At 72.4% G+C, this 24,151-nt stretch carries 28 protein-coding genes; 17 read left to right on the forward strand and 11 right to left on the reverse strand.

Going from position 1 to position 24,151, the window contains the following annotated elements; all coding sequences use genetic code 11:
• Positions 1–21 precede the first annotated feature (21 nt).
• Positions 22–705, forward strand: a complete 684-nt coding sequence (locus tag H6G99_RS06590) for an ABC transporter ATP-binding protein (protein ID WP_190610636.1) — start codon at positions 22–24, stop codon at positions 703–705.
• Positions 706–712: 7 nt separating this feature from the next.
• Here the strand turns inward: H6G99_RS06590 and H6G99_RS06595 are convergent, their stop codons facing one another.
• The 6 genes from H6G99_RS06595 to H6G99_RS06620 form a co-directional block, all read right to left on the reverse strand.
• Positions 713–1,978 carry a M23 family metallopeptidase gene (locus tag H6G99_RS06595; protein ID WP_190610637.1) on the reverse strand — a complete coding sequence of 422 codons (1,266 nt, stop codon included), beginning with the start codon at positions 1,976–1,978 and terminating at the stop codon, positions 713–715.
• A gap of 78 nt (positions 1,979–2,056) precedes the next feature.
• On the reverse strand, positions 2,057–2,875 hold the full coding sequence (locus tag H6G99_RS06600; RefSeq protein ID WP_190610638.1) for a biotin--[acetyl-CoA-carboxylase] ligase: 819 nt from the start codon (positions 2,873–2,875) through the stop codon (positions 2,057–2,059).
• A complete protein-coding gene (locus H6G99_RS06605; RefSeq protein ID WP_190610640.1) occupies positions 2,872–4,083 on the reverse strand; it encodes an aminotransferase class I/II-fold pyridoxal phosphate-dependent enzyme in 1,212 nt (403 codons plus the stop codon). Before H6G99_RS06605 ends, H6G99_RS06600 begins: the two co-directional genes overlap by 4 nt.
• A complete protein-coding gene (locus H6G99_RS06610; RefSeq protein ID WP_190610642.1) occupies positions 4,070–4,420 on the reverse strand; it encodes a thioredoxin family protein in 351 nt (116 codons plus the stop codon). Before H6G99_RS06610 ends, H6G99_RS06605 begins: the two co-directional genes overlap by 14 nt.
• Before the next feature lie 35 nt (positions 4,421–4,455).
• The gene (locus H6G99_RS06615) at positions 4,456–5,229 is read right to left on the reverse strand and encodes a PspA/IM30 family protein (protein WP_094587305.1); all 774 of its coding nucleotides are present in this window, start codon (positions 5,227–5,229) and stop codon (positions 4,456–4,458) included.
• A gap of 101 nt (positions 5,230–5,330) precedes the next feature.
• Positions 5,331–6,392: a lipase family protein gene (locus tag H6G99_RS06620; RefSeq protein WP_190610643.1), complete on the reverse strand. Its 1,062-nt coding sequence runs from the start codon at positions 6,390–6,392 to the stop codon at positions 5,331–5,333.
• Positions 6,393–6,506: 114 nt separating this feature from the next.
• Here H6G99_RS06620 and H6G99_RS06625 point away from each other — a divergent pair, with 114 nt between their 5' ends.
• On the forward strand, positions 6,507–7,094 hold the full coding sequence (locus H6G99_RS06625; protein WP_094587303.1) for a DciA family protein: 588 nt from the start codon (positions 6,507–6,509) through the stop codon (positions 7,092–7,094).
• Positions 7,095–7,118: 24 nt separating this feature from the next.
• Here H6G99_RS06625 and H6G99_RS06630 read toward each other — a convergent pair whose 3' ends face one another.
• Positions 7,119–7,655: a WbuC family cupin fold metalloprotein gene (locus tag H6G99_RS06630; protein ID WP_190610645.1), complete on the reverse strand. Its 537-nt coding sequence runs from the start codon at positions 7,653–7,655 to the stop codon at positions 7,119–7,121.
• A 51-nt stretch (positions 7,656–7,706) separates the two neighbouring features.
• On the opposite strand from H6G99_RS06630, the gene H6G99_RS06635 reads away from it, so the two are divergent.
• Positions 7,707–8,879, forward strand: a complete 1,173-nt coding sequence (locus H6G99_RS06635) for a hypothetical protein (RefSeq protein ID WP_190610646.1) — start codon at positions 7,707–7,709, stop codon at positions 8,877–8,879.
• Positions 8,880–8,884: 5 nt separating this feature from the next.
• On the opposite strand, the gene H6G99_RS06640 is transcribed toward H6G99_RS06635, so the two are convergent.
• Positions 8,885–9,265, reverse strand: coding sequence for a hypothetical protein (locus H6G99_RS06640; RefSeq protein WP_190610648.1), 381 nt, complete (start codon positions 9,263–9,265; stop codon positions 8,885–8,887).
• Positions 9,266–9,363: 98 nt separating this feature from the next.
• Here H6G99_RS06640 and H6G99_RS06645 point away from each other — a divergent pair, with 98 nt between their 5' ends.
• From H6G99_RS06645 to H6G99_RS06655, 3 genes are read left to right on the forward strand one after another with little or no spacing between them, the layout of a single operon-like run.
• Positions 9,364–10,359 (forward strand): SDR family NAD(P)-dependent oxidoreductase, encoded by a 996-nt coding sequence (locus tag H6G99_RS06645; RefSeq protein WP_190610649.1) that lies wholly within the window; start codon positions 9,364–9,366, stop codon positions 10,357–10,359.
• Entirely contained in the window at positions 10,356–10,988 is a 633-nt protein-coding gene (locus H6G99_RS06650) for an alpha/beta fold hydrolase (protein ID WP_190610651.1), read from the forward strand. The genes H6G99_RS06645 and H6G99_RS06650 overlap by 4 nt, the downstream gene beginning before the upstream one ends.
• Positions 10,985–11,365 (forward strand): cupin domain-containing protein, encoded by a 381-nt coding sequence (locus tag H6G99_RS06655; protein WP_190610652.1) that lies wholly within the window; start codon positions 10,985–10,987, stop codon positions 11,363–11,365. The genes H6G99_RS06650 and H6G99_RS06655 overlap by 4 nt, the downstream gene beginning before the upstream one ends.
• Here the strand turns inward: H6G99_RS06655 and H6G99_RS06660 are convergent.
• Together H6G99_RS06660 and H6G99_RS06665 are read right to left on the reverse strand one after the other, a co-directional pair.
• The gene (locus H6G99_RS06660; RefSeq protein ID WP_190610654.1) at positions 11,360–11,965 is read right to left on the reverse strand and encodes a pyridoxamine 5'-phosphate oxidase family protein; all 606 of its coding nucleotides are present in this window, start codon (positions 11,963–11,965) and stop codon (positions 11,360–11,362) included. The two genes, H6G99_RS06655 and H6G99_RS06660, sit on opposite strands and share 6 nt — an antisense overlap.
• Before the next feature lie 14 nt (positions 11,966–11,979).
• Positions 11,980–12,585, reverse strand: coding sequence for a glutathione S-transferase family protein (locus H6G99_RS06665; protein ID WP_190610656.1), 606 nt, complete (start codon positions 12,583–12,585; stop codon positions 11,980–11,982).
• A gap of 120 nt (positions 12,586–12,705) precedes the next feature.
• Here H6G99_RS06665 and H6G99_RS06670 point away from each other — a divergent pair, with 120 nt between their 5' ends.
• The 11 genes from H6G99_RS06670 to H6G99_RS06720 all read left to right on the forward strand — a co-directional run bounded on the left by H6G99_RS06670 (position 12,706) and on the right by H6G99_RS06720 (position 22,934).
• Entirely contained in the window at positions 12,706–13,320 is a 615-nt protein-coding gene (locus H6G99_RS06670) for a TetR/AcrR family transcriptional regulator (RefSeq protein ID WP_094587295.1), read from the forward strand.
• Between the two features lie 180 nt (positions 13,321–13,500).
• Positions 13,501–13,683, forward strand: coding sequence for a hypothetical protein (locus H6G99_RS06675; protein ID WP_190610658.1), 183 nt, complete (start codon positions 13,501–13,503; stop codon positions 13,681–13,683).
• Positions 13,684–13,781: 98 nt separating this feature from the next.
• The gene (gene kdpA, locus H6G99_RS06680; protein WP_190610660.1) at positions 13,782–15,452 is read left to right on the forward strand and encodes a potassium-transporting ATPase subunit KdpA; all 1,671 of its coding nucleotides are present in this window, start codon (positions 13,782–13,784) and stop codon (positions 15,450–15,452) included.
• An 11-nt stretch (positions 15,453–15,463) separates the two neighbouring features.
• Entirely contained in the window at positions 15,464–17,563 is a 2,100-nt protein-coding gene (gene kdpB, locus H6G99_RS06685; RefSeq protein WP_190610661.1) for a potassium-transporting ATPase subunit KdpB, read from the forward strand.
• 68 nt (positions 17,564–17,631) lie between these two features.
• The gene (locus H6G99_RS06690) at positions 17,632–17,820 is read left to right on the forward strand and encodes a potassium-transporting ATPase subunit F (RefSeq protein ID WP_094587289.1); all 189 of its coding nucleotides are present in this window, start codon (positions 17,632–17,634) and stop codon (positions 17,818–17,820) included.
• A complete protein-coding gene (gene kdpC, locus H6G99_RS06695; RefSeq protein ID WP_190610663.1) occupies positions 17,820–18,392 on the forward strand; it encodes a K(+)-transporting ATPase subunit C in 573 nt (190 codons plus the stop codon). Before H6G99_RS06690 ends, kdpC begins: the two co-directional genes overlap by 1 nt.
• Entirely contained in the window at positions 18,389–19,483 is a 1,095-nt protein-coding gene (locus H6G99_RS06700) for a sensor histidine kinase KdpD (RefSeq protein WP_190610664.1), read from the forward strand. The genes kdpC and H6G99_RS06700 overlap by 4 nt, the downstream gene beginning before the upstream one ends.
• Positions 19,480–20,553, forward strand: a complete 1,074-nt coding sequence (locus tag H6G99_RS06705; RefSeq protein ID WP_190610666.1) for a sensor histidine kinase — start codon at positions 19,480–19,482, stop codon at positions 20,551–20,553. Before H6G99_RS06700 ends, H6G99_RS06705 begins: the two co-directional genes overlap by 4 nt.
• Positions 20,553–21,179 carry a response regulator transcription factor gene (locus H6G99_RS06710; RefSeq protein ID WP_094587281.1) on the forward strand — a complete coding sequence of 209 codons (627 nt, stop codon included), beginning with the start codon at positions 20,553–20,555 and terminating at the stop codon, positions 21,177–21,179. Before H6G99_RS06705 ends, H6G99_RS06710 begins: the two co-directional genes overlap by 1 nt.
• A gap of 99 nt (positions 21,180–21,278) precedes the next feature.
• Positions 21,279–22,052 (forward strand): DUF7544 domain-containing protein, encoded by a 774-nt coding sequence (locus H6G99_RS06715; protein WP_094587279.1) that lies wholly within the window; start codon positions 21,279–21,281, stop codon positions 22,050–22,052.
• 153 nt (positions 22,053–22,205) lie between these two features.
• Positions 22,206–22,934: a class I SAM-dependent methyltransferase gene (locus H6G99_RS06720; RefSeq protein ID WP_094587277.1), complete on the forward strand. Its 729-nt coding sequence runs from the start codon at positions 22,206–22,208 to the stop codon at positions 22,932–22,934.
• A gap of 40 nt (positions 22,935–22,974) precedes the next feature.
• Here H6G99_RS06720 and ald read toward each other — a convergent pair whose 3' ends face one another.
• Entirely contained in the window at positions 22,975–24,123 is a 1,149-nt protein-coding gene (ald, locus tag H6G99_RS06725; protein ID WP_286191041.1) for an alanine dehydrogenase, read from the reverse strand.
• Positions 24,124–24,151 lie beyond the last annotated feature (28 nt).

Below are 24,151 nucleotides of genomic sequence, written 5' to 3' on the forward strand. Positions count from 1 at the left end.
GATTTCCCTAGCCTGGCGGCCATGGAGTCCCTCCCCCCACCGGTGGCCGAACTGGTCCACGTCTCGAAGGTCTACGGCAGCGGCGACACGGAGGTCCGCGCCCTCGACGACCTGTCCCTGACGGTCCAGCAGGGCGACTACCTGGCCGTGATGGGGGCCAGCGGCTCCGGCAAGAGCACGGCGATGAACATTCTCGGCTGCCTGGACCGGCCCAGCTCCGGCAGCTACCGGCTCAACGGCACCGATGTGGACAGCCTCGACGACGACGAGCTGGCCGACCTGCGCAACCAGCAGCTGGGCTTCGTGTTCCAGCAGTTTCACCTGCTGCCCCAGCTGAGCGCGATCGACAACGTGATGCTGCCGATGATCTATGCCCGTGTCCCGAAGGAGGAGCGGCGGCGGCGGGCCATGGCGGCCCTCGATCGGGTGGGCCTCTCCCACCGGCTGGAGAACAAGCCCAACCAGCTCTCCGGCGGCCAGCAGCAGCGGGTGGCCCTGGCCCGGGCGATCATCAACGATCCGGCCATGCTGCTGGCCGACGAACCCACCGGTGCCCTCGACTCGCACACCACCGAGGAGGTGCTGAGCCTGTTCGGCGATCTCAATGCCCAGGGGATCACCATCCTGCTGGTGACCCACGAACCCGAGGTCGGCGCCAGGGCCGACCGGGTGGTGCACTTCCGCGACGGCCGCATCAGCGCCTGAGGCGCCCTCAGCCCGGCGTCGGGCGGGCGGCGGGGGGCACGCCCAGCTTCTCCCCGGGCAGGGGCAGGGGGGAGCGGGGACGCTCGAGGGTGGCGATCAGCTGTCCCATCAGCAGGGCCACCGCGTCGGTGGGACCGCTGCCGTCCGCGCCGCCCAGGCCGGCGAACAGGCCGCCGCCCGGGTCGAGATCGCCCGGATCGGTGGCCACCCAGCCGCCGTCCTGGGGCAGGCGCAGCTCGAAATGCAGGTGGGGCCCGGTGCTCAGGCCCGTGCTGCCGACCCGGCCGATCACCTCGCCCTGGCGCACCATCTCCCCGTCCTTGACGTAGAGCTCGGAGAGGTGGCCGTAGAGGGTGCGGCGCCGGGGCCGGTCGTGCTCCAGCTCCACCGCCAGGCCGTAGCCGCCGGCCAGGCCGCTGCTGACGACGCGTCCGGAGAGGGCGGCCACCACCGGCGTGCCCTCTGGCGCCGCCAGATCACGGCCGGCGTGCATCAGCCAGCTGCCCAGAACCGGATGCAGGCGATAGCCGAAGCCGCTGGTGGTGACGGCCGAGCCGATCAGGGGGAAGAGCAGCCGCTGGTTGCCGTTGCCGATGATCGGGGCGGGCCGGGGGGTGACGCGGAAGACGTCGGTGAGCCGGAAGCTGCCGCCGGCGCCGGTGAGCAGGGCGCTGACGGGCACGGTGATCGGCGGCAGGGGCGAGGCGTCGAAGCCGAAGCCGCCGAAACCGGCCCCACGGCCCCCGGCCACCAGATCCCCCTCGCCCAGTCCATCAGTGAGGCCATCCTTGCGGCCGCGGCCGATGATGATCACCCCGGTGCTGCACTCCTGGGCCGAGAGGGCGCCGGCCCTGCAGGCCCGGCTGCGGGTGGCGGCCTCCTGCGGCGACAGCAGCGAGCCGCGCACCCGCACCCGCTCCGCGGGGGTGACGACCCCCTCCCGCACCAGGGCATCGAGGGAGGCATCGAAGCGGCGGGGCGGCTCCGGCCGGCGGTCCGCCGTTCCGGGCCGCAGGGTGGCCGGGGGGGCTTCCCCGGTGACCGGGGGCGGGGGGGCCAGGGGCTGCACCGGCGTCTGGAACTCGGGGCGGGTCACCGGCGTGGCGATCCGCACCGAGGGCCGCTGCACCGGCGTCGGTGCCGGGGCCGGGGTCGCCTGGTCCGCCGGCTCGAGGACGGGAACGGCCTGGGCGAGCACCAGCGGCATGGCCAGCCAGGAGGCCGTGGCGCCGGCGCCGAGCGCCGTCAGGACGGTGAGGGGCTGGGGAGCCATGTCAGGAGGGGGCGCCGTGGGGCGTGCAGGGGGACGACCCGGCGCCGGGATTGCCGAAGGACAGTGTACGGGGGGTGATCATCCGGCGCCGAAGCCGCGGTGCAGCACCCGCTCGACGCTGCCGGCCACCAGGCGCAGCCCGCCGTCGGTCGCCAGCCCGGCGGGCCGCCAGTCGACACCGTCGAGGTGGATCGGGCCATCGGGCAGATGCAGGCGCCGCTCCGCCTGCCGGCAGACCTCCTGGGGCCGCCCGGCCCAGGCCATGGCCCACTCCAGGGCCGCCAGCACCTCCCCGCACCAGAGCAGGGGATCGGCGCGGCCGGATCCCAGCAGCTCCGCCAGGGCCACGGCACCGACCGGCGCCCGGTTGGCGACGTTGAGCCCCACCCCCATCCGGGCCCAGCGGCAGGTGCCCCCCCGCAGCCGCAGGCGCGGCAGCAGGCCCGCCAGCTTCCGGGGACCGCCCCCACCCTCGCCACCCCCCACGACCCCGCCGGCCAGCAGCAGGTCGTTGGGCCACTTGAGCCGCACCGGCAGCCCCCGGGCCTCCAGCCGCAGGCAGAGCCCGACCGCCACCGCCAGGCCGGGGGCCGCGGCCGTCGCCGCCGCCGCCGGCCAGGGCAGGGCCGCACTCAGCCAGACCCCCCCGGCCGGGGAGCACCAGGGGCGGCCCTGCTGGCCGCGGCCGAAGCGCTGCCGGCGAGCGATCACGGCCCGCGGGGCTGGCAGGGGCGCGTCGCCGTCCAGCCGTGGATCCTGGGCCAGCCAGCGATCCAGTTCCGTTTCGGTGCTGGCGCACACCGGCAGGCCCCGCAGCTGCCAGGGGGCCAGCTCCAGCAGGGCCTCCCTGGGCGCCAGGGGGGCCCGCCGCCGCAGGGCCCCGATCGCACCGATCAAAACCGCCGCAGCCAGTCGCCGATGCGGGCCGCACCGGCCTCCAGCTCGTCGGCCGGATGCACCAGGGCCAGCCGCTGCCAGCCCTCACCGCCGGGGCCGAAGCCGTTGCCGGGGGTGAGGCAGACACCGGTGCCCTCCAGCAGGGCGGCGCAGAAACGTTCCGAATCCAGACCCCGGGCCCGGGCCATCTCGGGGATCTGCAGCCACAGGTAGAGGGCCATCGACGGCAGGCGCACCGGCCAGCCCTGGGCCTCGAGGGCGGCGGCCATGCGGTCGCGGCGCTCGCGGTAGACGCCGCGCAGCTGTTCGGGCCAGTGGGGGGCCTGCTCCAAGGCGGCGATCGCGCCGGCCTGCAGCGCCAGGGACTGGTTGAAATCCACCACCCCCTTGAGCTGGCGCAGGGCGGTAATCAGCTCCTCGGCGCCGATGGCGAAGGCGAGCCGGTAGCCGCCGAGGCACCAGCTCTTGGAGAAGGAGAAGAACTCGATGCCGCAGCGGCGCCAGTCGGGGTGGCGCAGCAGGGCGGGGGCCTCCCCCTCCAGGGCCAGATCCACGTAGGGGTTGTCGTGGGCGAGCACCACGTCATGGCGCAGGGCCCGCTCCACCGCCCCATCCAGCCAGGCCTGGGTGCCGGTGGTGGCCGTGGGGTTGTGGGGGAACCCCAGCACCATCAGCGAGAGGTCCTGCCACTGGCTGGGGGAGAGCCGGTCGAAATCCGGCCGCCAGCCGGCGTCGGCGTCGAGGGGCAGCAGCACCGGTTCGGCGCTGGCCAGGTGCAGGCCCCCCATGTGGGAGGGGTAGTAGGGGTCGAGCAGCAGGGCCCGATCGCCGGGGTTGAGCACCGCCAGCGGCAGATGGGCCGTGCCCTCCTGGGAGCCCACCAGCAGCAGCACCTCCGTCTCGGGATCCACCGCCACGTCGAAACGGCGCCGCGCCCAGGCCGCCACCGCCTCCCGGAAGGGCAGGGTGGCGGCATGGAGGCAGTAGGAGGCGCTCTCGGGCCGGTTCAGGCCGGCGGCGATGGCCTCGAGGGCCACGGCCGGCGGCTGCAGGTCGGTGGAGCCGAGGGAGAGATCCAGCAGCGGCGGCAGGGGCGTGCCGTCCGGGCCGTGGCCGGCGGCGGCCCGGGCGCTGTAGGCGGCCTTGCGCTGGTCGTTGCGGGCGAAGACCCCGTTGCCGAGCCGCGACAGGCGCTCAGAGATGGGCATCCAGGAAAGCCTTCAGCTGGGACTGGGCCATGGCCCCTTCATGGCGGGCCAGTTCCTGGCCGCCGCGGAACAGGACCAGGGTGGGCAGACCCTGCACCTTGAGGCTGTCGCGGCTGATGGGGTTGGGGTCGGCCTCCAGCTTGCCGACGGTGAGGGCTCCGCCTGGGGCCTCGGCATAGGCCGTGGCGGCCCAGGTCATCAGGGGGGCCATCAGGCGGCAGGGGCCGCACCAGGGCGCCCAGACGTCAACGAGGACCGGGCCCGGGACCTCCAGGACCGAGGCCCGGAAGTTGGCATCGGTGAGGTCAAGGACGGGGGAGTCGACGTCGGCGGGCACGGCGTTAGGGGTAGCGGTGGCCCGATTGTATGAATTCAGAGCTTGTCGATGGACTGGCGCAGTTCCTCGAGCTCGGCGTTCACCTCGGCCACCTTCACCGGCTCCAGCTGGGGGGCCGGCCCCCCCTCCATGGGAAGGGAGATGGGGGTCTTGCCGCCTTCGAGGCGGGTCTTGAGGGCCGCCAGCTCGTCATCGACGTCGCTGCCCTCGAGGGCGGCGAACTGGCTCTCCAGGTCGGCACCGGCCAGCTCGGCGGCGGCCTGGCTGCGGGCCTCCATGTTGAGCACCTTCTCCTCCATCTGGTCGAAGGCGGCCATCGAACTGTTGGTGTTCAGGCTGCCGACGGCGTTCTGGAGCTGCTCCTGGGCCTGGGCCGCCTGGGCGCGGGCCTTGAGCATGTCCTTCTTGGTCTTGGCCTCGGCGATCTTGCCTTCCAGGGCGGTGAGGCTGCGCTTGAGGGTGTCGACCTGGCCGGCCTGGCCGCTGAGCTGGGCGTTGAGGGCGGTGGCGGTGTCCTGGTAGGTCTTGCGGCGGGAGAGGGACTCCCGGGCCAGATCCTCCTCCCCCTTCTTCAGGGCCAGCTCGGCACGCTCGTACCAGGTGCGGGCCTGGGCCTCAGCCTGCTCGGCCTGGTTCTGCAGCCGCTTCTGGCTGGCGATGGCGGTGGCCACGGCCTGGCGCAGCTTGACCAGGTCGGCCTGCATGTCGGCGACGGACTGGTCGAGGATCTTGGCCGGATCCTCCGCCTTGCTCACCAGATCGTTGAGGTTGGCGCGCAGAAGACGGCTCAGCCGATCGAAGAAACCCATGGAGGCGGGGCCAGTGCAGGAATCGAGAGTAGCCAGAACCTGCCGCCCGGTCTTGCCCGCCCCTCAGCGGATTGCCGCACCCACACCCGACGGAGCGGCGCTCAGGTGTTGCGACGCCGGGCGTGGGCCTGCAGCTTGAGGGCGTAATCGCCCATGGAATGGTCGGCGACCACCGCCTTGCCCCTGGTCAGGAGAAAGCGACGCACCACGACGCAGAAGCGCCAGAACGCCTCCGGACTCATCACCACCTTCAGATCCCGGAAGGGGATCTGCTGCCCATCGGGGATGTTGTCGGCATCGGAGAGGAACACGACGCTGCCGGCATGGGTGTAGCCGAAGAAGTTCCGCCGCAGGAACTCGGCGATCTGGAAGGTGCCGTTGACGGGAATCAGCCGGATCAGACTCAGCAGGATCACCAGGCTGTAGCCGAAGGGGATGCGCGTCACCCCATCGGCGGCGTTGACGATCCGGTAGATGGGTGTCCGGATCGGGGCGAAGAAGGTGTCGTCGCCGGCCCGGGGGCAGCCGAAGGTGTAGGTGGCACCGGTGCTGTCGGAGCCGAGGTAGCGGGTGGCCACCAGGGCCAGGGCGCCGCCGAGGGAATGGCCGGTGATGTACAGGGGAACGCCCGGATGGCGCGCCAGGGCGGCCTCCAGGGGGGCGCGCACCTTGTCGAAGGCGGCCAGGAAACCGGCGTGGGCCCGGCCGCCGCCGGGGGCCGCCACCAGATGGGCCCGCAGATCGGCGCTGATGTCGTGGATGCTGGTGACCTGGGTGCCCCGGAAGGCCAGCACGAGCATGGCGTCGGGTCCCCGGCCGGAGGGGAGATTCAGACGGACGAGGATCGCTTCGCTGCCCTGCACGGCGATGCCCTCGAGCAGTTCGAAGCCGGCCGTCTCCAGGGCCGAGACCACCACCCCGTCCACCGTCTGGCCGTTCTCGATGGCGGCCGCCACCAGGGCCCGCACCACCGCCTCCCCCCGCTGGCTGCGGGCCGATTCGAGGATGCGGAGCACCAGCTCGTCGACCCTGATCTCGGCGGGCAGCTTCTCGTAGACCAGCCGGGCGATCTCCGCCAGCAGCCAGGCGGTGCGGTCGGAATAGGCGGCGCGCAGGACCGGGACCTGGCGGATCAGGTTGGGATCGTCGAAGTAGCCGGCCATGGCGCTGCCCCGGGGATGGAGGTTCTCCGGGCCCCAGCCTTGCCCAGCCGCCCGCCCCGTCAACCCGGGAACCGGTTTCGATCACGGGCCGATGGACGGCCTTAGCGTGGACTGATGGAGCCCTCCCGGTCCCGCCAGCGCCGCGCGTCCGAGCCCAGTGGCTCCCGCAGCGGCTCCCGTCGCCAGCGCGTCGAGGCGGTGCAGACGCGGCAGGTGGGCAACGTCGCCCTGCTGATGCCGCCCGCCCGGCCGCCGGCCAGTGCCCTGGCCAGCTGCCTGGACAACCTCCAGCAGGAGTGGCGTCGCGACGGCCATCTGGCCGCCCTGTGGCGGGACTGGCCGCGGATCGCCGGGCCCCAGCTGGCTCCCCACTGCCGTCCCCTGCAGCTGCAGGGGGGGCTGCTGACGGTGGGCGCTGCGCCGGGGCCCTGGCTGCAGGCCCTGCAGTACAACCGCCACCAACTGCTCGGATCGCTGCGCGGCGCCGGCTTCAGCGTGCGGGACGTGCGGGTGCAGCAGCACCACCCAGGTGCCCCCACCACGCCGGGCAGCCTCAGCGAGGCGGAGGTGTGGGCCGTCCATCCGAGCCGCTGCGACGTGCACGGTCTGGCCGACTGCCCCGCCTGCGGCCGGCCGGCGCCGGCCGGGGAGATGGCCCGCTGGGGCCACTGCAGCTTCTGCCGCCGCGCCGATCTGGCCTGAACCGCCTGGCCCGGGGCCGGGCACTCAGGGGAGGGGCTGGTCAGGGGAGGGGTGGTCGTCCCCGGTCCCGAACAGGGCCCGCCAGGCCGCCTCCTGCGCCGCCGCGGCCTCACTTCCCTCGAGGGGGAATCCGGCCAGGAAGTCCTTGTCGGCGGCGGGCTCGTAGGGCCCCTGCTTGATCTCCATCATCACGGCATCGGGCGAGAGGGCCACCAGGGTGTGAATGACCCCCTCGGCCAGCTCGATGCCGCGCAGGGGGCCGGCGGCGCTGATCCGCTCCCGCTGCAGCACCCGCCCCTTGGCATCGAGCAGCAGCAGCCCCACCGCCCCCTGCAGCACGAGGAAGCACTCGAAACCGTCGCCGGGCTGGGCGCGCCGGTGGCGGTGGGGCCGCACGTAGGTGCCGGGCTGCAGCACGTTCAGGAAGCGCTGCACCCGGTCGGTGGGGGCGTGGAAGTTGTGGTTGCGGCGCCGGCGGGGGGAGTCGGCGGCGGCGGCGGCCACGGCATCGAAGAGGTCCTGGTCGATGCGCTGGAGCGGGGACGGGGCGGCGGAGTCCATCGCAGGGTCGGCGGCCCATAGATTGTGCGTCCCTCCAACGGCATGGACGTCATGGGTGCTGGTCCGCGGGTGTCCTGGCAGGCGGCCGCACCGCTCGTTGTTCTGCTCGGCACCGGCCAGGCCCTGCCGGCCCTGGCGGCGGCCAAACCGGGCGCCAAGCCGCCGGCGCCGGTCGCCACCTACAGGATCGAGGCCACCACCACGGCGGGGATGGGGGCGATGGGCGGCGCCGGGATGCTGCAGATGATGTTGGGCGGCCGGCCGGCGATGGGCGCCACCAGCCGCCAGCTGGAGCTGCGGCTGCAGTCCCCGCAGACCACCGCCAACCCCACGGCCGAGCACCGCATCCCGGCGGCCATGGCGATGGGGACGGCCCTGCCGCTGAAGAGCGGCAGCGACAGCCCTGGGGAGCGGGGCCGGGAGTGGAAGGAGGAGGACATTCCCGAGGCGAGGGGCCGGCTGCTGATCTTCCGCGGCTGCGCCGAGAGCGCCGGCGCCGGCCAGCCCGAGATCATCACCCTGCAGGGACTGACCAAGGAGCAGCGACGCCAGGCGCTCTCGGGCCTGAAGCGGCTGGCGACCGCCACCGGCCCCGCGGGCACCTCGGGCCGTTGGCCATCGGGCGATGAGGCGCCGGCGGTGCCGCAGCAGGCCTCCCTGGTGGGGAACCATGTGGTGGCCAGCAACTACGCCCCGGAGATCCGCTTCCCGGTGGGCAGCGGCCACGACTTCCTGGCGCCGGTGAAGCTGACGAGCACCCCGGCGGGTGGCGCCCAGCGACTGAGCTGGCCGGCCATCCCCACCGCCCTCGGCTACCAGGCGACGGCCACGGGCATGGGCCGCCAGGAGGGCGACATCGTGATGTGGACCTCCAGCGAGCTGCCGATGGCCGACAGCGCTGTGCCGGATGACCTGAGAGCCCCGGAAGCGGCCCGGCTGGTGCAGCGCGGGGTGCTGCTGGCTCCGGAGCGCACCACCTGCGCGGTGAGCGCCCAGGCCATGGCGGCGATGGAGGCGGCGATGGTCACCTTCACCGCCTACGGCGACACGCTGCTGCTGAGCAGCCCCCAGGGCAGCCCCGCCTGGCGGCTCAGCCTGGAGCGGCGCTCCACCGCCACCCGTTTTCTGGGGGAAGGCATGGAGCGCCTCGATCCGGGCTCCAGCGAAGGCCAGGAGGCTCCGGCCCCCAAAGGTGGCGGTCTGAATCTGTTCCGGCTGTTCTGATCGCGTCAGCGCCGCTGCTGGCGGAGCTGGATCGCACCGCCGGGACCGACCTCGATCCGCACCTCTTCCCCGTACTGGCCGTTGGTGACGTAGCCCTCGGCGGCCCGCAGACGGGTGCCGTCCGCCAGCTCGCCCTCGATCAAGAAACTCGCATCGGAGACGATGCGGAAAGAGCGGCTGACCGATTCCCCAGCGGCGATCGGCTCGAACCGCAGCGTCTCCCAGGGCAGGGACACTTCCAGGGACGTGATCGTGCGGCCGCTCCGGTTGGTGACCGTGAGCGCGTTGCGGGTGTGCTCCCGGAACGCCACGCCGGCGCCGATGGCCGCCGCCAGGCCCGCGGCCGTCGCCAGCGCCAGGAAGGAGCGTCGGGGGAGTCGGGGCACAGGCAGCACTCTGGCAGGACCGGCATCGGCAGCTGGGAGCCCGGGGTCCGTAGCCTTGGCTCGCTCGGCACCCTTCCGGCACCCCCAGGAGTCCGCCCTTGGCTGCAGCGCGCCACATCCTCCTGACCGGCGGCAATTCCGGCATCGGCTTCGAGGCGGCGGTGATCCTCTGCCGGGCCGGCCACCGGCTCACCCTGCCCTGCCGGGACCGGGCCAGCGCCGAGGCGGCCGCAGGCCGGGTGCTGGAGCGGGCTGGCACCGGCACGCCCCCCGCCGCCGCGGTCTGCGACCTGGCGGATCTGGAGAGCGTGCAGGCCTGTGCCGCCGCCCTGCTCGCCCGGGGGACCCCCATCGACACCCTCGTGCTCAATGCCGGCCTCCAGTACGCCGGCGCCAGCGAACCGCGCCGCACGGCCCAGGGCCATGAGCTCAGCTTCGGGGTGAACCATCTGGGCCACGTCCTGCTGGCCCACCAGCTCTGGCCCCTGGTGGCGGCCGCCCAATCCCCGCGGCTGGTGGTCACCGCCAGCGAGGTGCACGACCCCACCACCGCGGGGGGCAAGGTGGGGGCCCCGGCGGGCCTGGGCGAGCTGGCGGGCCTGCGGCCGGGCCAGGGCACCACGATGGTGGACGGCTCGGCTCCATTCAGTGCCGACAAGGCCTACAAGGACAGCAAGCTCTGCAACGTGCTGTTCGCCCGGGAGTTCGCCCGGCGCCTGGAAGCGCGGGGCACGCCCGCTCCGGTGATCGCCTGGAGCCCGGGGCTGGTGATCCCGCCCACGAGCACAGGCGGCTTCTGGCGCTACAGCCGCCAGTCGAATGAGCTGGGGCAGCGGCTGTTCGCCCTGGCGGCCCGCTCGCTGCTGCGCCTCACCGAGAGCGTCGAGAACGCCGGGGCGCTGCTGGCAGCCCTGGCCGTCGATGACGCCTACGCCGCCAGCGGCTTCACCTACCTCCGCAACCGCGTCACAGCCCCGGGACGGCACCTGTTCGAGGCCACCGCCACCAGCGCCGAAGGCCAGGACCCTGACCTGGCCCGGCGGCTCTGGGAGGCGAGTGCGGCCCTGGTGGGCGTGGGGGCGGATGGGCCGTGAGCGGCCGGCCCGAGCGGCTGCTGTTCCTTCCCGGCGCCTCGGGCGACACGTCCTTCTGGCGTCCCCTGGAGCAGCGGCTGGCCTGCCGCGCCGAGCGGCTGCACCTGGGCTGGCCCGGCTTCGGCGACACCCCGCCCCGGCCGGGGGTGGAGGGCTTCGACGACCTGCTGGCCCTGGTGCTGGAACCGCTGGATCGCCCCTGCGCCCTGATCGCCCAGTCGATGGGTGGGGTGCTGGCCCTGCAGGCCGCCCTGGCCCGGCCCGGCTGGGTGACGCACCTGGTGCTGGCCGCCACCTCCGGCGGCCTGCCGATGGTGGAGCTGGGGGCCACCGACTGGCGGGCCGGCTTCCGCACCAGCCTGTCCCACCTCCCCGACTGGTTCGCCACGGAAACGACCGACCTCTCCGAGCACCTGGCGGAGGTCGCCGCGCCCACCCTGCTGCTGTGGGGCGATGCCGACCCGTTCAGCCCGGTGGCCGCCGGGGAGCGCCTGGCCCTGTTGTTGCCCGATGCCCGTCTGCACGTGATCAACGGCGGCGACCATGATCTCGGCCTGGATCACGCCGGGCGGCTGGCGCCGCTCATCGATGCCCACCTGGCCGCCGCCGCTCACCTCACCCCACCATGAGCAAAACCACCAGCACGTACTGGAATCCGCTGGCGCTGGAGCAGGCCCATCGCTGGCGCTGGCTGGAGGGGCTGGAGGGCCAGGTGCAGGAGCTGGTGCTCAGTGAGGATCCGGCCACCGGGGAGATCACCCGCCTCACCCGCTTCCTGAGCGGGGCCGACACCACCGCCTTCGGGGGCAAGGCCCACCCCTTCCCCGAGGAGATCTTCATCGTCAGCGGGCGCCTGTTCGACGCGGCCGTCGGCCTGTGGCTGGAGAGCGGGCACTACGCCAGCCGGCCGCCGGGGGAGGTGCATGGCCCGTTTCGCACGGACGCCGAGGGCTGCCTGGTGCTGGACATCTCCTTCCCCCATCGAGGAGGGGAAGGATTGTCATGAGCGCAGCCGGCGCAGACCCTGGAGCTCATCCTCCAGCGCAGTGATCCGCGCCTGCAACGGCCGCAGCTGGGCTTCCAGCTCCACGGCCGTGAACCGGGGGGTGATGAACTGGGGGCAGTTCCAGTCGAAGGCCTCCACCCGGATGCGGAAGAGCCGCTCCACCTCCCCGGCAGCCTCCGGTGCCAGCTGCTCCGCCAGCTGGGGATCATCAGCGAGCGGCACCACCTGCGCTTCCCCGTCGATCTTGAGCCGGCGACGGGCCGCGTAATCCATCAGGAACAACGCCACCCGCGGATCGCGGCGCAGATGGCCGGCGGTGAGCAGCTGGCGATTGCCGCCGTAATCGGCGAACCCCAGGGTGCGCTCGTCGAGCACCCGCAGGAAGCCCACCGGCCCGCCCCGGTGCTGCAGGTAGGGGGCACCCGCTTCGGTGAGGCTGGCAAGGTAGAAGCTGTCGCGGGCGCTGATGAAGGTGATCTCCCTGGCGCTGAGGCGATCGGATGCCGGAGCCGGGGGGACGCCCTGGCTCTGGCCATAGGCCTGGAGCTGGGCCTCGCCCACGGCGGGGGTCAGATGGCGATGCAGGTAGTGCTGGCTCATGGGGATGGCTCCGTTCAGGCCTCCAGGCCCTTCATGGGCACGTAGCCCGGCAGCGCCTTGATCCGCCCGATCCAGGCGCAGACGTTGGGATAGGGGGCCAGATCGATGCCGCCGTCCGGGGCCAGGGCCACGTAGGGGAACACGGCGATGTCGGCGATGGTGGGGCGCTCCAGCTCCAGCCACTGCCGGTGGGCCAGGTGCCGCTCCAGCTGGTCGAGGAGGAAGGCGGCCTTCTCGGTGGCCCGCTCGATCGGGATCGCCTTGACGCCGAACAGATGGTGCAGCCGGGCACTTTCCGGGCCCTGGCGCACCTCACCGGCGGCGGTGGAGAGCCAGCGCACCACCCGGGCCTGGCCGAGGGGATCGGCGGGCAGCCAGAGGTCATCCTCCTGGCGGGCCGCCAGGTAGAAGAGGATCGCCTGGGCGTCGGAGAGGGTGGTGCCGTCCTCCTGGAGCACGGGCACCTGGCCGAAGGGATTGAGGGAGAGGAACGCCTCCCCCTTGTGTTCGCCGGCCATCAGATCGACGCGGACCCAGTCGTAGTCGAGCCCGAGCAGTTCCAGGAGCAGGCGCACCTTGTAGCTGTTGCCGGAGAGTTCGTGGCCGTGGAGCTTGAGCATCGGGGCGAGGGATGGGGGGCCGGGGATGCGGACAGCCTGAGTAGACAGACCAGTCTGCGCATCCAAAGGTAGCAGACCTTTCTGTCTACTCACTAGATTGGGCCTACTGCAGCAGAATCCATGCCAGCGAGCGGCGCCACCACCAGGACCTCCGCCAAGCGGGACGCGCTGCTGGACACGGCCGAAGGGCTCTTCGCCCGCCACGGCTACCGGGCCGTGGGCATCGACGCGGTGCTGGCCGCGGCCGGGGTGGCCAAGATGACCCTCTACAAGCACTTCCGATCCAAGGAGGAGCTGATCGCCGCGGTGCTGGAGCGCCGCGGCAACGCCATCGCCGCGGGGCTGGCCAAGCGGATCGCCGCGGCGCCGGAGGACCCCGGGACGCGCCTGCTGGCGGTGTTCGACTGGCTCGAGCAGGCGGTGCGCTCGCCGGCGTTCCACGGCTGCCTGTTCATCAAGGCCGCCAGCGAGTACCCCGCTGCGGAGGATCTGCCCCGGCAGGCGGCCGAGGCCTTCAAGCAGGGTTGCCGCGACCTGCTGGAAGGGCTCTGCCGTGATCTCGCCGTCGCCGACCCGGAGGGTCTGGCCCGCCAGCTGCAGCTGCTGTTCGAAGGCGCCCTGGTGGTGGCCTTCCTGCAGCGGACTCCCCTGGCCGGCGCCGATGCCCGGCGGGCCGCCGAAGCTCTGGTGGCCTCGGCACCGCGAGCGGGCGAGGCCACCGGGGAGCCACGGTGACAAGCCCTGGCGGGCGCCCTGCAACCGGGGGACCGCCGCCTCGGCGCGTGCAGCCCGACGTTCGTCCGGGAGATCCACTACCGGCTGAGTGCCGCTGACGCCAACGGCGTCCAGATCCCCATCGCCGGCTCCGGCTCCGCCGTCAGCTACACCAATGGGGGCTACCAGGTCTCCTACGACATGGTGCCGGCGATCCACAGCAGCCGGGAAGGGGATGCGGTGGAGCTCTGCCTGAGCTTGCTGCCGGATTGCAGCGGGGCTCCCCGCGGCGACGGGCGCGGTCGCATCAACCGGGCCCGCCATCTGCGCACCGGCGGCGCCTGGACCCTGCCGGACAGCCAGCACAGCTGCGGCGGCGCCTGAAGCGGCCGCAGCCGTGCTGGCCCCACCCCTGCCTTTCGTCAGTTGCGGCGCCCACCCCGCCGGCGGGAGGGTGGGCGCGACCGCAGGACAGCCCCCCGATGCTCCCCTGGTTTCTGGCCGCCGTCACCCTGGCGGTGGCGGTGCTGACGGCCTTTCCCCTGGGCCGCCACCTCTGGCAGGTCTTCGACGACCGCCCCCAGCCCGCCTGGGACCCCTGGCTGCTGCCGCTGGAGACGGGGCTGCTGCGCTGGATCGGCGACCGGGGCCAGCCGGCGGCCACGGCCTGGGCCTACCTGCAGCCCTTCCTGGTGGCCAACGCCTGCTTCGGCGGCCTGGCCTTCCTGCTGCTGGCCTTCCAGCCCCCCTGGCTGAACCCCCTGGGCTGGCCCGGCCTGCGCTGGGACCTGGCCCTGCACACCACCCTCTCTTTCCTCACCAACACCGATCAGCAGCACTACGTGCCTGAGCAGACCCTGGGCACCTTCGCCCAGCTGGGGGTGATCCAGTTCCTGATGTTCGTCTCGGCGGCCAGCGGCCTGGCGGTGGGCTTCGCGGTGATCCGCGGCCTCTGCGGCCTGCCCCTGGGCAACTTCCATCGCCAGCTGGTGCGGGCCCTCACCCGGGTGCTGATCCCCGGCAGCCTGCTGCTTGCCGTGCCGCTGCTGTTCTGCGGTGTGCCGATGACCCTGGCCGATCCCCTGCGGATCACCACCCTGGAGGGGGGCAGCCAGCTGCTGATCCGCGGCCCGGTGGCCCTGTTCGAGGCGATCAAGCAGCTGGGTGAGAACGGCGGCGGCTTCTACGGCGCCAACTCGGCCCACCCCTTCGAGAACCCCGACGGCTTCACCAACCTGCTCAGCTGCTGGGCGATGGTGGCCATCCCGGCCGCCAGCATCGACGCCTTCGGGCGCTTTCTCGGTAACCGGCGCCAGAGCACCCTGTTGCTGCTGCTGGTCACGGCGCTGATCGCCGCTGGTTCCGCCCTGGCGATGGCGGCCGAACAGGGGGGCAACCCGGCCCTGTCGGCCTGGATCAGCGGCCCGAACCTGGAGGGCAAGGAGCTGCGCTTCGGGGCCGGACTGACGGCGTTCTGGGCCGTTCTCACCACCGGCTCGATGACGGGAGCGGTCAACGGCGCCATGGATTCGCTGCTGCCGCTCTCCAACCTGGTGGCCCTGTTCAACCTGTTCCTGCAGGTGGTCTTCGGCGGCCAGGGCACCGGCATCGCCTACCTGCTGGTGTTCATGGTGCTGGCGGTGTTCCTCACCGGACTGATGGTGGGCCGGACACCTGAATTCCTGGGCCGCAAGGTGGAGAAGGCGGAAGTGGTGTGGAGCAGCCTGATCCTGCTGATCCACCCGGTGTTCGTGCTGCTGCCCGCGGCGTTCACCATGGCCGGAGCCACGGACCTGGCGGGGATCAGCAACCCCGGGCCCCACGGCATCAGCCAGGTGGTCTACGAGTACGCCTCGGCGGCGGCCAACAACGGCAGCGGCATGGAGGGCCTGGGGGACGGCAGCCTCTGGTGGAACCTCAGCACCAGCGTCAGCCTGGTGGGGGGCCGCTACCTGCCGATCGCCGCCCTGGTGCTGCTGGCCGACGGCTATGCCCGCAAGCCGGCGCTGCCGCCGGGCCCCGGCACCCTCGCCACCGACACCAGCCTGTTCACGGTGGTGGTGGCGGTGGTGCTGGTGATCCTCGGCGCCCTCACCTTTTTCCCCGTGCTCGCCCTCGGGCCGATCGCCGACGGCCTGCTCCTCGCCACCTGATTCGACCCGCCATGACCTCCCTGCCGGCCCGCACCCTCTTTCCCCGCATGCCGCGGGGCCGCCGCGACCAGCGGCGCTACACGCCCCGACCCCGCCAGAAGGGCCTGGTGCGCCGCGCCGCCCTGCAGGCGTTCGTGAAGCTCGATCCCCGCACCGCCGCCGCCAATCCGGTGATGTTCGTGGTCTGGTGCGGCACGGTCGTCTGCCTGCTGGCCACCGTTAGCCCGGGTCTGTTCGGCGACGGCAAGGAGGCCTCCGGCCGGCTGTTCAACGCCCTGGTGAGCCTCACCCTGCTGGCCACCCTGCTGTTCGCCAACTTCGCCGAGGCCCTGGCGGAAGGCCGGGGCAAGGCCCAGGCCGATGCCCTGCGCCGCACCCAGGCCCGCACCCAGGCCCGGCTGCTCGATCCCGCCGGCGGCGAACGGCTGGTGGATTCCTCCAGCCTGCGCAAGGGGGACGTGGTGCTGGTGGCAGCCGGCGACACGATCCCCGCCGATGGCGAGGTGATCGAGGGGGTGGCCTCGGTGGATGAGTCGGCGATCACCGGCGAATCGGCGGCGGTGCTCAAGGAGGCCGGCTCCGACGTGGCCAGCTCGGTGACGGGCGGCACCCGGATCCTCTCCGACCAGCTCACCATCCGCATCAGCGCCGATCCGGGCAAGGGCTTCATCGACCGGATGATCGCCCTGGTGGAGGGGGCCGAGCGCACCAAGACCCCCAACGAGATCGCCCTGACGGTGCTGCTGGCGGTGCTCACCCAGGTGTTCCTGATCGCCGTGGCCACCCTGCCGCCCCTGGCCGGCTACCTCAAGGAACCCACCCCGGTGGTGACCCTGGTGGCGCTGCTGGTGGCCCTGATCCCCACCACCATCGGCGGACTGCTGTCGGCCATCGGCATCGCCGGCATGGACCGGGTGGCCCAGTTCAACGTGATCGCCACCTCAGGCAGGGCCGTGGAGGCCTGCGGCGACATCAACACCCTGGTGCTCGACAAGACAGGCACCATCACCCTCGGCAACCGGCTGGCGGAGGAGTTCCTGCCGGTGGGCGGCCACCGCGAGGCGGAGCTGGCGGAGGTGGCCCTGGCGGCCAGCTGCTTCGACCAGACCCCCGAAGGCCGCTCGATCGTGCGGCTGGCGGAGCAGCGCGGCGCCGTGCTGCCCTTCGCCGCGGAGCAGGCCACGGGCCTCGACTTCTCGGCCCGCACCCGCATGAGCGGCAGCGACGACCCCGCCGGGATCGAATTCCGCAAGGGGGCCGTCGACGCCATCAAGGGGTTCGTGCGCTCCCGCGGCGGCACCGTGCCCGACGACCTCGACGGGGCCTACGAGCAGGTGTCACGGCTCGGCGGCACCCCCCTGGCGGCCTGCCGCGGCAACGCCATCCTCGGCGTCATCTATCTCAAGGACATCATCAAGCCGGGCATCCGGGAGCGGTTCGACCAGCTGCGCCGCATGGGGATCCGCACCGTGATGCTCACCGGCGACAACCCGATCACCGCCGGGGTGATCGCCCGGGAGGCCGGTGTCGACGACTTCATCGCCGAGGCCACCCCCGAGGACAAGATCGCCGTGATCGACCGGGAGCAGAAACTGGGCAAGCTCGTGGCCATGACCGGCGACGGCTCCAACGATGCCCCGGCCCTGGCCCAGGCGAACGTGGGCGTGGCCATGAACTCCGGCACCCAGGCCGCCAAGGAGGCGGCGAACATGGTGGATCTCGACAGCGATCCCACCAAGCTCATCGACATCGTGACGATCGGCAAGCAGCTGCTGATCACCCGCGGCGCCCTGACCACCTTCTCCCTGGCCAACGACGTGGCCAAGTACTTCGCGATCCTGCCGGCCCTGTTCGCCGGGGTGGGCCTCGGCCCCCTCAACCTGATGGGGCTGGCCAGTCCCCAGTCGGCGATCCTCTCGGCGATGGTGTTCAACGCCCTGATCATCCCGGCCCTGGTGCCCCTGGCCCTGAAGGGGGTGGAGTTCCGGCCCCTCAGCGCCGACCAGCTGCTGCGGCGCAACCTGCTGCTCTTCGGCCTGGGCGGCGTGATCACCCCCTTCGTGGGCATCAAGGCGATCGATCTGGCGATCGGCGCCCTGGGGCTCCTCTGAGCCGGCCGGGCCCGCGCCCTCCGCCCATCCGCTCCGCACTCTCCCCTCCACCGCTGCACGTCTTCCCGATGGATCTGCTCAAGCGACCGCTGTTCTGGCTGCCCCTGCTGCTTGCCGCCGGCACCGTGCTGCTCGCCCCCCTGCAGCGGGGCCGCCTGGACAGCCTGCAGAGCCATGCCCTGGCCCTGCTGATCAGCGTCACCCTGGCCCTCTCGGCCTATCTGTTCACCGCCATGGTCCGCCCGGAGAAATTCTGATGAACGCCCTTTCCCGCCTCGGCCAGGGCCTGTGCCTCACCCTGGTGCTCTGGCTGCTCACCGTCGTGGTGATCACCGTGCCGATGCTCGGTCTGGCCCGCATCGCCGCCCCCCGGCAGGCCGAGGGGAGCCTGGTGCGCGTCGATGGGCGCGTGGTGGGCTCGGCCCTGATCGGGCAGGCCTTCGCGGGCGATCGCTACCTGCAGGGGCGGCCCAGCGCCGTGGCCTACGGCAGCGGCGATCCCCCCAGCTCGGGCCCCAGCAACCTGGCCCCCGGCAACCCCGCCCTGGCCCAGCGGGTCGCGGCGGAGGTCGTCGTCTGGTCCGAGCGCGGCGTGGGCAGTGTGGCCGCCGATCTGCTCACCAGCTCCGGGTCGGGCCTCGACCCCGACATCAGCCTGGCGGCGGCCCGGCAGCAGCTGCCGCGGATCGCCGCCGCCCGCCGGCTGCCGCCCGACCGCCTGGAGGCCCTGCTGGAGCGCCACAGCCACCGGCCCTTGCTCGGCCTGGCGCGGCCGCCGCTGGTGAACGTGCTGGCCTTCAACCTCGCCCTGGACGAGCTGGTGCCTTGATCCGCTCCAGCCGCGGCCGGGGCCGCCACAAGGTGTTCATCGGCATGGCCCCGGGCGTGGGCAAGACCTGCCGCATGCTCCAGGAGGGCCGTGAGCTGCTCAAGGAGGGCACCGACGTGGTGATCGGCCTGCTCGAGACCCACGGCCGCCAGGAAACGATCCGCCAGGCCGAAGGGATGGAGCAGGTGCCCCGCAAGCGCCTGCTCTACCAGGGGGTGACCCTGGAGGAACTGGACGTGGCCGCCGTGCTGGAGCGCCGGCCCCAGCTGGTGCTGGTCGACGAGCTGGCCCACACCAACATCCCGGGCAGCGAACGCCGCAAGCGCTGGCAGGACGTGGAGGCCCTGCTGCTCTCCGGTCTCGATGTGTACTCCACCCTCAACATCCAGCACCTGGAGAGCCTCAACGATCTGGTGGCCGAGCTCACCGGGGTGGTGGTGCGGGAGCGGATCCCCAACCGGGTGCTGGAGCAGGCCGACGAGGTGGTCCTGGTGGACGTCACCCCCGAGACCCTCCAGGAGCGCCTGCGGGAGGGCAAGGTCTATGCCCCGGAGAAGGTCCCCCAGGCCCTGGCCAACTTCTTCCAGCGACGCCACCTGGTGGCCCTGCGGGAGCTGTCGCTGCGGGAGGTTGCCGACCGGGTGGAGGAGGAGGAGCCCACGGCGGCGGGCCTGCGGGAGCGGGTGATGGTCTGCTTGTCGGCCTATCCGAGCGCGACCCGGCTGCTGCGGCGCGCCGCCCGCCTGGCCAGCACCATGGACGCGCCGCTGCTGGCCCTCACCATCCAGGATCCCGGCCGCTTCCTCAGCCGGGAGGAGACCCTGCGGCTCGAAGCCTGCGCCACCCTGTGCGAGGACGTGGGCGGCACCTTCCTGCGCATCGACAGCAGCGACGTGCTGGGCACCATCGCCCGGGTGGCCCGCGAGCGGCGCATCAGCCAGATCGTGCTGGGGCAGACGCTGCGCTCCCGCTGGCAGGTGCTGCTGCGCCGGCCGATCTCGGAACGGCTGCAGCAGCAGCTGCGGGGGCTGAGCATCGATCTGCACCTGATCTCCGACACCACGGCGCCGGGCCCCGACGGGGAGCCATGATCAGTCCCGGCCCGGCCGGCGAGACGGGCCGCCTGCGCCGGCTGGCCCGATCCCCGGGGCCGCCCTGGGCGCTCACCGGCCTGATCCTGCTGCTGGAGCTGGCCACGCCGCCCCACATCGTCTTCGGCTACCTCTACGTGATCCCGCTGGTGATCGGGGCCCCCCAGCGCAAACGCCGCGATGCCCTCGCCTTCCTGGCGCTCTGCTGCGGGCTGACCCTGGTGAACCTGGTGGTGCCGGTGCCGGATCCCGACTGGAGGGCGGTGCTGGTGGATCGCCTGCTGGTCTGTCTGGCCCTGACCGTGACCACCTTCCTGTGCCTGCACAACCGCCACCTGCTGCGGCAGCAGGTGGACCTGGAGGTGCGGCTGGCCCAGGCGGACCTGCGCCGGGACATGATCGCCACCCTCGCCCACGACCTCAAGACCCCCGTGCTGGGCACGATCGCCACGGCCCGGATGATGGAGCTCGAGGCGAGTCCGAGTCCGGGGGGCCTGCTGGAGCGGGGCCTCGTCGCCATCCTCGCCAGCCAGGAGCGGAGCCTGCGGCTGATCGAGGACCTGCTGCGGCTGTTCCGCGCCGACCAGGAGGGCCTCAGGCTGCAACCGGAGAGCTGCGACCTGGGGCGCCTTGCCGCCGAGGCGATCGAGGCCGTGGGTCCGATCGCCCGCGAGCGGGAGGTGACCCTGATCCAGCGCCAACCCACCGGCCCAGGCCGCCTCACCCTGGCGGGGGATGCCGGCGGCCTGCGGCGGCTGCTGGAGAACCTGCTGCTCAATGCCATCAACCACAGCCTTCGGGGCGAGCGCGTCTGGGTCGACCTGCAGCGCCAGCAGGGCCAGGCGGTGGTCACCGTCAGCGACCGGGGCCAGGGCTTCCCCGAAGCGAGCCTGCCCCACCTGTTCGAGCGCTTCTACCAGAGTGATCCGGAGCAGCGGGGCAGCGGACTGGGCCTCTATCTCTCCCGACAGATCACCGAAGCCCATGGGGGCCGCATCCGGGCCAGCAACCTGCCCGCCGGAGGGGCCAGCATCGAGGTGCGCCTGCCGATTGAGGAGCCGCCGGGCTGATGCGGGTGCTGCTGATCGAGGACGACGAGGCGTTCCGGGTGGGGATCGAGGCGTTCCTGCTGCGCCTGGCATCGGTCACCGCCGTCCGTTCGGTGAGCGACGGCGAGCAGGGCCTGGAGGCCCTGGCGGAGGCCCCGGCCGATGTGGTGGTGCTCGACATCGGCCTGCCCGGGCTGGGGGGCCTGGAGACCTGCCGGCGGATCAGCGACGGCTTCGACCTGCCCGTGCTGGTTCTCACCAGCCAGGATGACAGTCGCTGGGTGCAGCGGCTGTGGGACGCCGGCGCCAGCGGCTATCTCCACAAGGCGGAGGCCTTCGCGCACCTGGAAACGGCCCTGACCAGCGTCGAACAGGGGGCCAGCTGGTGGGACCGCTCCGCCACCCGGGCCCTGCGCACCCGGGACACCCCTGCCGCCGCCGGCCCGCCGGAGGCCTCCCTGGCGCTGCTGACGCCACGGGAGCGGGAGGTGCTGGCGGCCATGGCCGGCGGTCTCACCAACCGCCAGATCGCCACCAGCCTCGGCCTCGGCACCGGGACGGTGCGGGTGTATCTGCACACGATCTTTCAGAAGCTGCAGGTGAGCAACCGCACCCAGGCGGCGCTGAAGTTCCTGGATCCGGGCTGACCGACGATCCACCCCGTGGCGCCGGATGCAACGCTTCGCACCGATGGGGTGGCCGCCCGTCGGACGCTGCCTAACCTCCCGGCAACTCCCCCCCGAGCGATGGCCGAGTCTCTGATGCAGGATCCCAGCGGCGGATCCTCCCTGAAGGTGATCGAGGCCGTGAAGCAGGGCTGGCAGGCCTTCACCCGGGCCCCCTTGGTGTTCATCGGCTTCACCCTGCTGGCGGGTGTGCTGAGCAGCATCTGCTCCCTGATCCAGGGCCAGGTGGACCCCGACGAGGCCGCCGTGGTGACGGCGGTGGACGTGGTCCGGCTGGTGGTGGGCTCGATCCTGAGCGTGCTGGTGAGCCTGTGGAGCACCACGGGCCTGGTCCGCGGTGCCTGGAGCGCCCTTTCGGGCGGAAAGCCGGCCATGGGCACCTTCACCCGCTGGGATGGGCCGGCCAGCTGGCGGCTGTTCCGCAACGGCCTGGCCCTGGGGATCCTGATGATCGCGATCCTGATGGTGGGGGCCCTGGTGGGGGTCGCCGCTGCCCAGCTCAACCAGATCCTGGCCGTGCTTCCGTTCCTGGCGGCCTTCACGCTGCTGATCTACCTGGCGGTCAACCAGAAGTTCATGGCCCAGATCGCCCTGCTGGAGGGCCGCGGACCGATCGACTCCATCAACCGGGGCCGCACCCTGCTCGATCCCCAGTGGGGCTCGGTGCTGCTGCTGGCCCTGGTGGAATTCGCCATCGTGCTGGTGGGCCTGCTGGCCTGCTTCGTGGGGCTGCTGGTGGCGGTGCCGGTGGTTCTCTGCACCAGCACGGCCGCCTATCGCCAGGTGTTCGGCAGCGAGGATCTCACCGGCCTGCTGGCGGAGCCGGCGGCCTGAGCCAGGCGGCGCAGGGTGCCGATGGTGGCAGCCAGTTCGGAGTCTGCAGCCCAAGCCGGCAGGTCGAAGGCGGACTGATTACGCTTCTCAGGGTGATGGAGTGCTCCAGGCACTCTGCAACCCACCCATTCCGCGTCGTTTCCGACCGCGCCCATGCTCCTTCCCCTTGACGCCGGCGATGACGCCGCATCCGTGACGGAACCGGCGCTCGCGTTCATGGAGGAGCACATCCAGGCCTCCTGGGTCGTCAACGCCGCCACCTGGACCCGGGCCGTGCGCCGCGGCGAGATCCTCAGTCGCGTCAGGGTGACCAACGGGGCGATCCTGGAGGCGATCAATGACTGCGCGCCCGCCACCCTGCTGGATCTGGGCTGCGGCGAGGGCTGGCTGACCCACCACTGCGCCCGCCAGGGCATCGCGGTGCTCGGGACCGACGCGGTGGCCGAACTCACCACCATCGCTGCCGAAGATGCACCGGATGGCGCCCGCTTCCGGACGCTTTCGCACCAGCAGATCGGCGCCGGCAGCCTGAACGAGCGCTTCGACGTGGTGGTGGCCAACTTCTCCCTGCTCGGGGATCGCAGCCTCGACGAGTTGTTCGCGGCGCTGCCGGCCCTGCTGGCGCCCGACGGCAGCGTCCTCGTCCAGACGCTGCACCCGATGCTGATCTGCACCGACCATCCCTACGAGGACGGCTGGCGGGAGGGCTCCTGGGCCGGGTTCTCCCCGGCCTTCCGCACGCCGGCGCCCTGGTTCTTCCGGACCCTGGAATCCTGGGTTCGGCTGTTCCAGCGCCATGGCCTGGTGGTCCGGGAGCTGCGCGAACCGCTTGATCCCCTCAGCGGCCAGCCCGCCTCGGTGATCTTCCGCGCCACCCTCTGAACCGACGCCTGAACCGACGCCCGACTCTGCGGGCGCCGGCTCAGCGCAGGCAGGCCATCGGATGGCGCGGCGCCACCCCCAGGGCCTTGGCCACCCCGGGATGGCACACGGCCCCGTCCACGGTGTTCAGGCCGCTGAGAAGCTCGGGCCGGTCGGTGACCGCTTCCAGCAGGCCCCTTCCCGCCATCACCAGGATGTAGGGGAGCGTGACACTCACCAGCGCCTCGGTGGAGGTGAAGGGCACGGCGCCGGGCATGTTGCCCACCGCGTAATGCTGCACCCCGTGGATGGTGACCACCGGATCGGTGTGGGTGGTCTCGCGGCTGGTGGCGATGCAGCCGCCCTGGTCGATGGCCACATCCACGATCACCGACCCGGGCCGCATCCGCTGCACCAGCTCCTCGCTCACCAGGGTGGGGGCCCGGCCGCCGGGCAGGAGCACGGCGCCGATCAGCAGGTCGGTCCCCGGCACCAGCCGCTCGATCAGGCTGCGGCTGCTCACCAGGCTGGTCATGCGGCCGCGTCGGTCGGATTCCAGGCCCCGCAGGCGGTGGGGCGAGCGATCCAGCAGGAACACCTCCGCATCCATGGCCGCGGCGATGCGGGCCGCGTTCCAGCCCACGGTGCCGGCCCCCAGCACCACCACCCGCGCCGGCCGCACGCCGGTGCAGCCGCCCATCAGCACACCCCGCCCGCCGTGGGGCTTCTCCAGCAGGTGGGCCCCCACCTGGGCCGCCAGCCGGCCGGCCACCTCACTCATCGGGGCCAGCAGCGGCAGGCTGCCGTCCTCGAGCTGCACGGTTTCGTAGGCCACCGCCGTGGTGCCAGCCTCCAGCAGGGCCTTGCCCACCTCGGGGTAGGCCGCCAGGTGCAGGTAGGTGAACAGCACCAGATCGCTGCGCAGAAAAGCGAACTCCTGCGGCTGCGGTTCCTTCACCTTCACCACCAGGTGGGCGGCCCAGGCCTCCTCGCAGCTGACGATGCGGGCCCCGGAGGCGCGGTAGTCGTCGTCGCTGATGCCGGCCCCCAGGCCCGCCCCCTCCTGGACGCGCACCTCCATGCCCTGGGACACCAGCTCATGGACGCCGTCGGGGGTGAGGGCCACCCGCTGTTCGTCGCGCTTGATCTCCGTGGGCACACCGATGCTCGCCATCGGAGAGGCCAGGGGTGCCGGGCCGGGAGCTGGCATGGGGCAGGAAGGATTGCCGCCCGGAGGC

Source organism: Synechococcus sp. FACHB-909, assembly GCF_014698945.1.
Taxonomy (GTDB): domain Bacteria; phylum Cyanobacteriota; class Cyanobacteriia; order PCC-6307; family Cyanobiaceae; genus Cyanobium.